Raw genomic sequence first — 6000 nt, forward strand, 5'->3', positions numbered from 1 at the left:
TGCGGCACTTTGAGCGATGATGAGTCACTTTGAGCTATGACGAGGCACTTCGAATAGTGGCCACTTCCGGCGGAGAGCTGCAGCGGATCGAAGTTTGTGAAATCCGCAGAGCGCTGTTCGTATGGACATGGGATAATTGCGAGACCTTCCATCTCCCCACGAGCAGGTGAGCCATGCATGTAATGGTGGGAATTACTCTGTTGCTGCAAAACGCATCCAGTGCAGGAAACCCTGATACTCCGGGCTTCCTGCAGCATGCGCGAGACTTTTCGAAGTTTGTTTCCAACCACTGGTCCGACATAGCGAAGGTTATGGTGGCTCTCGCAACGCTGCTCTCTACCGGAGGCGTACTTGGCGGCCGCTTCAGCTGGCTGCAGCGGTTTATTGCTCCTAAACGCAAGGCAGACCTGATCGAGCAGATCAGCAAGCTCGCGGAAAGCATGTCAAAGGTACAGGATCTGCCGGAATGGGCTGGGGAATTGAATGCCGAGGTAAGAGCGACGCTCAAAGCCGAGATGGAAGCGAAGCTCTCCGAGCTCAAAAAGCTGCAATCACCCCCGATATGGGCTCACCATGGCGGATCGCCGGTAAAGAGCTGGCTCAAGTACACCTTTCTCTGGTGGAAACCGAAAGGGTTTGGCGCCTGGGCCTTTCACCTTAGCTATTACTTTCTGCTGGCAGTAATCGGATTGATGTCGCTTGGATTTCTTGTCGGGCTTATGTCTCACGATCCGGCCACAGGCAAGCTCGCACATGTGGACGCAGCGGACGTGACCCTCGCGATCATTCTCTACGCGATTCTGGGCGTACCGGCAATGGTGCTGCGCTTCTTCGCAGCACGAATTCACAGAAATCAGTGTGACGAACAATTGCGACAAGACGAGATGAGACAGGACGAGCGCCTACCAGCCTAGCTTTCAGCAGGTGACAGCGCTGCATACACGGCTGCACTCACAGCCTTGGTGACGAGACCATAGCCCGCCGTGGTGGCAATGGTCGCAACAATTCCAGGGTCGGCGCGGCGTCCAAGATAGATCAGCCCCGCGCCGAGAACACCAAAGGCCAGGGTGGTTGCAAGGGGTTCGTCGTGTCTGCCGGCCATATTGAAGTCTCCGTTTCAAGCGAAATGTCTTCGCCTTTCCTATACGATGCCAAAATCAGCCCGGGTAGATGGCAGCCTCACTCCCATGCGGACGATCTCCTGCAGATTTAGCGCGCGATAGCGCGAACCACACGCACACCAGGAAAAAAGCCCCGGACTCGCATCCGGGGCTCACCACATCGCACAAAAAACTCACTTCGTAAAGATGTTGTTATCCCTGTCGAACTTCTGCTCGGTCTTCGAAGCCTTCTTCGCCATATCGTCAGCTTCTTTGTCCACCCTTGTTTTCGCCGTGTCCTCACCCTTAGCTTGATCCGACTTCTGCACGAATTCGTCTTCGGTTTTGACCATAACAATCTCCTGGTCAACAAAGATGCTTGGGCACCCCGGCGAGTTATCTCACAGATGTTCAATACTGCTCGCCGACTTCTTCGCAACAACATGGCATCTCCATATTGGACACTGTTGGCGGACTCATCCTGACATTGAATCCGAGCCTCAGATCTCGAGGCTGACACTTCGATTCGGAATTGAGAATTATCGCCTCCCTCCAGCGTGCCTTTTAGAGACATACCGCTGCACATGCCTTTTGACCGACAATGGTTCACCGCACTCAGCTGCACTTAAGAACTTGTGGTGTATTTTCGCTTATCTACGGCCTTCCACCAGTTCTTCCATCTATCTATATACGGTGCGGGATTCTCATCGAAAACCTTCTCAGATGGAGCCGGAAGGCCTGATGGGAAATCCTCAACCGCGGCGATCTCCATCATTGCATCGTATTGAACCGTTCGGTCGCTGTCATTCAAGGCCTGCGCGAGAACAGGAACGCTAGATGGATCGCATATACCTCGCAAGGCGTGAGCCGCGCCACGGCGTAGCTCGACATTTGGTGAGGAAAGTAGAGCATCTAGCTGAGGTAGTACGGAACTGTCGAGGGGTTGTTTGACGAGAACCCTGGATGAGCATTTAACTTCGTGCATATACTTGGTCGCTTCCAGGGCCTGAAGAAATCTATTGTCCCCAATTACACCAATCGACGCGATAATTCGAGATTCCCAATACTGAGCATCAGGATCGGTAGTTGGCGCTTCAGCGAATTGGATTGACTGCCGCAACAGAGAGTAGTCTCTCAGATAAATCAACCCTGCATATGCCATACCTTTGTTTTCCGGAGACTTGGATGCTGCAATCGTCCGAAGAGCCTCTGCGGACGTCTTTCTTCCCAAACGGTTAACTTGTTCCAATGCGGTCTTTCGAACATCCGGCGCGGAGTCGGAGAGCGACGCGAACAACTCCACTGTGAGCTTCTCTATCGGAGTTCTTTCAGCGTTGGCCAATGGAACCTTTCTACTGGTGATATTCATTTTTGCGGTCAGCGGATCAACAAAGATATTGAAATCGCCTTGACCACGCTTGAGGAAATACAAACCATATCCCCCCGGTACTAGCTGAATACCTCTCGGATACGGATCTTTCGGGTGGCGGATAGTAATCGTCCCACCCCCAATCTCTCCCTTGAACACGCTGTCGACCTGGATGGAAGCCTCCAGCTCTGATGTCTTCTGCCTCCTCATTTCCGTCGTTCCAACGACGCGTACATCCAGAACGCGTCCTTTTACAATCAGACTGGAACATTTATCGAGGAAGCGAACATCTGGAATGGACCCAAGAATGCTGGAAATACCTCCAGATTGCTCTCCGACAGAATCCTGCGCTTGCGACGCAGCAAGAACGCTCGGTGAGCCGGTATTCTCACTTTGGCATCCGGCAAGCAAGCACAAGATCAGTAGGCCTACGGGCATAGAGAGACCGGCAAGACGAGGAAAAGTTGACACATCACACCCCGCAAGAAATTCATTTTCACGCCCACCACCCAACAAACTCCTAAAGTGCAGTCCGGGAGCGCGTGTCTTAGACGTCTCAGGCCCCTTCAACGCTTGCTTTTTCTAGCCAACGATTCAAGGTGTATTTTTGCATCCCTACTGTCTCCCACCAACTCTTTCAGTTATTCAAATACTCAGATATTTATCGATATTCGCATTGAAATCGCTTGTAGTCGGAGCCAGATGGTCAGCAGGAAAATCTTCCAGTGCCGCCAGGCCCTGTAGCCAAAGCGAAGCGGCTCGAAACAGCAATCAACCATTGATTTCGGAGTTTGGCTCATTGTGTCGGAGCTTTAATCCGTCTATGCTCACTTTCCAGTGACAACGATCGTGACGGAGTTACTCCAATTGGACTTAACCCCCGGCAAAGACTCCCGAGTCCCAAAGTAAGCTGCAGTTCCATACCTTAACCGAAAAGTTACCGATTTACGCCCACTGTGATGAGCCTGATGCTCGATATGCACGGGAACGACCCTTTCATACGCGCTGCCAGGCTTGAGTTTGATTTTTGCAAGACTATTTTGAAGGCAATCAACTCCATTAATGTGGACAAGGGGGTTATCAGAAGTCCACTGCGTCGGATAGGAACAATCCCAGACATCCAGCGATTGTTCCACTCCGCTGGCATTACGAATCGCGGTGACAAGGAAGAAGGTTTCATTGTCTCTGACAACCGTCCGCGTCACTTTGATCACCGCCTGAAAGGACGAGTCTTGACCATAAACGATCCATCTCGCGGAGCAGAACAGCAACGAAATTGCTAGCACATTGCGTATTCGCATATCAGTCCATCTGCCGGGTAACCCGCCCTCTCTTTTGACCGTTTCTCAAGCTACCACAGCCGGATGCCGGGTGCCCCAGGTCCCGCTTTTGACACCTGGGAACCACCGCTGCTCGCATTACTAGTTACCCAGAACCAAATTCATGCGCAGCACGAACCTCCTACCCTCCAGACTTCCCCATAACTCATCGCCTTCAACCGCGCACCATCGGCGGCTTAAGCTTATCCATCTCCATAGCAGCGCCGTTCCCGCATGCTCCCCAGCACTCACAACTACACTTGCTCTTTGCCGGGAAACCAGTCAAGCAGTACAATCGCTCCCATCTCACCACTCAACTTCCAGGAGACCTCATGAATCGTCGCCGTTTTGTGCAGTCCGCAGCACTCGCCGCCGCTTCGCCGTTCCTGCCGGATCAACCCGCCGCACAAGCTGAGCCATCCGCAACCTCGCTCACCAAAGAGGGTCGTGTGCTTCCCGCCGGACAGGACATCTTTGGCGTAACCCGCTCCCTGGGGTTCAGTCACCTCGCGTTCAAGGTCTCAGGCACAGAGACCAACGGCAATCTCTTTGTCCTGCAACACACCGGCATGACCCCCGGCGGACCTCCGTTGCACCTGCACTTCGCGCAGGAAGAGTGGTTCCACGTGGAAGAAGGCGAAGTACTGTTCCAGTTAGGCGACAAGCAGGCAACGTTGAAATCGGGCGAAACCGTGTTGGTGCCGCGCAACATACCGCACACCTTCAGCGCCGTACGAGGGCCAGCCAGAATGACCATCGCCTTCTCTCCCGCCGGAAACATGGAGCAGTACTTCATCGATACGGCGCAACCAAATCTGAAGCCCCGCGATCCATCCTTCTATGGCATGAAGCTGCTCGGCCCTCCATTGAAAACAACGTAATCCCACTCCCTGGACGGCTGTGCTGCCACCGTTTCCTTTCCATACGTCGAAGCCGCACTGCATATATGAGATAGCTTCTAAGGCCGCACATAGGGAAATACACTAAGGCGCCGAAAGCGCAGGAACGATCACCTGATTAGTTACCGTCGAAGAAATCTGGTGCGCGTGCGAGTTCGCGTCCACATAAACACGAAAGCTCCCTCCACCTAACCTTTGATCAGCTGCCTGTGTCACCTTTTCGTATTCCCGTATCTCGCGCTCCAGGTTCATAGTTCCCTTGCCCCGAACAGGACAGGCCACCTGGAAACAACAGCTATCAAATTTGTTCAAAACCTGTATCTGCCTTCTGCCCGCCGTCGTAGACCCAAGCGCATACAAATTCAGATAGCTCGGAATGGAAGCCTGCTCTTTATCATCGGGATTCAGTCCACAATCGCCCGGAATGCTTCTCGGGCGAGTGCCTGCCGTGGGAACACTGAGTCTGATACGTGGATCTAAGGCTGCGTATAAAGTGGTGGTCCACGCACCTCCCGACAGACCAATCATGTCTACCCTGGCATATTTGAGCTGATTGAGCGCATAGTTAACGGTTTGCACCGCGGGAGCTACAAATAACTGCAGCGCGCTACCGGGCTGACTCTTGGGAAACGTAGCGAACAGTTTGTTGTGGAAGGGAATGATATCTGGATTAGTACAGTGGTCTGGCCGTGGCATGTACAGCGTCGCCACGGAGTATCCCTTCATCAACAAAGTCTTAATCAGCCCCTGCAGTCCCAGCCCCGGATCATCAAACCGGCAGCTATGGCCTTGATGCACGATAACCAGCCGGTTCGGACTTCCCTTCGCGACAAACAAATATCCAACATTCCTGAACCCCCCAGGCCCCTCAAACGACAATTTCTCCACTTGTTCGAACGCTTGATTGTTCGTCAGGCCCATCTCCTTCACAACCTCTGTCCACTCAGCCTGAGCAGGAGCCAGAACCGTCACACTCGGTAGCGACTGCATTGGAATACCGGGCTCACCCCAAACCATATCAATCAGACTCGATCTCGCCGAGGCGATTGACGCGACCGTTACAGTACTATCGGGAACCTGCGACCACATCCGGCCGCAGAGAGCAACACTTATCCAGAGCACAGCCAACGAAAACCGGTTCATGGCGCCAAATCATACCGAGAAACGATTACGAACTCAATCCGGCGGGTGGCTGTAGAAGCTCAAGAGGTTGTTCCATCGGCGAGCGGTATCTCGGAGCGGCTGATGGGCGGGTTGTAGTTGAGGCTACCATGAGGTCTTTCGTGGTTGTAGTAGTGAGTCCATGGCTGCAG

6 protein-coding genes are annotated in these 6000 nt (G+C 53.2%); 2 read left to right on the forward strand and 4 right to left on the reverse strand.

Annotated features, from left to right (window positions below):
- The first annotated feature begins 173 nt into the window (after positions 1–173).
- On the forward strand, positions 174–914 hold the full coding sequence (locus tag OHL22_RS03505) for a hypothetical protein (protein ID WP_263333271.1): 741 nt from the start codon (positions 174–176) through the stop codon (positions 912–914).
- Here OHL22_RS03505 and OHL22_RS03510 read toward each other — a convergent pair.
- From OHL22_RS03510 to OHL22_RS03520, 3 genes are all read right to left on the reverse strand, one after another.
- On the reverse strand, positions 911–1102 hold the full coding sequence (locus OHL22_RS03510) for a hypothetical protein (RefSeq protein ID WP_263333272.1): 192 nt from the start codon (positions 1100–1102) through the stop codon (positions 911–913). The genes OHL22_RS03505 and OHL22_RS03510 overlap by 4 nt on opposite strands.
- 192 nt (positions 1103–1294) lie before the next feature.
- Positions 1295–1453 carry a hypothetical protein gene (locus OHL22_RS03515; protein ID WP_263333273.1) on the reverse strand — a complete coding sequence of 53 codons (159 nt, stop codon included), beginning with the start codon at positions 1451–1453 and terminating at the stop codon, positions 1295–1297.
- A gap of 272 nt (positions 1454–1725) precedes the next feature.
- Positions 1726–2982 carry a HEAT repeat domain-containing protein gene (locus tag OHL22_RS03520; protein WP_263333274.1) on the reverse strand — a complete coding sequence of 419 codons (1257 nt, stop codon included), beginning with the start codon at positions 2980–2982 and terminating at the stop codon, positions 1726–1728.
- Between the two features lie 1138 nt (positions 2983–4120).
- On the opposite strand from OHL22_RS03520, the gene OHL22_RS03525 reads away from it, so the two are divergent.
- Complete coding sequence (locus OHL22_RS03525; RefSeq protein WP_263333275.1) at positions 4121–4669, forward strand: cupin domain-containing protein; 549 nt, start codon at positions 4121–4123, stop codon at positions 4667–4669.
- A gap of 102 nt (positions 4670–4771) precedes the next feature.
- On the opposite strand, the gene OHL22_RS03530 is transcribed toward OHL22_RS03525, so the two are convergent.
- Entirely contained in the window at positions 4772–5830 is a 1059-nt protein-coding gene (locus OHL22_RS03530) for a hypothetical protein (protein WP_263333277.1), read from the reverse strand.
- Positions 5831–6000 lie beyond the last annotated feature (170 nt).

This window comes from Acidicapsa dinghuensis (genome assembly GCF_025685685.1).
Classification (GTDB): Bacteria; Acidobacteriota; Terriglobia; order Terriglobales; family Acidobacteriaceae; genus Acidicapsa; species Acidicapsa dinghuensis.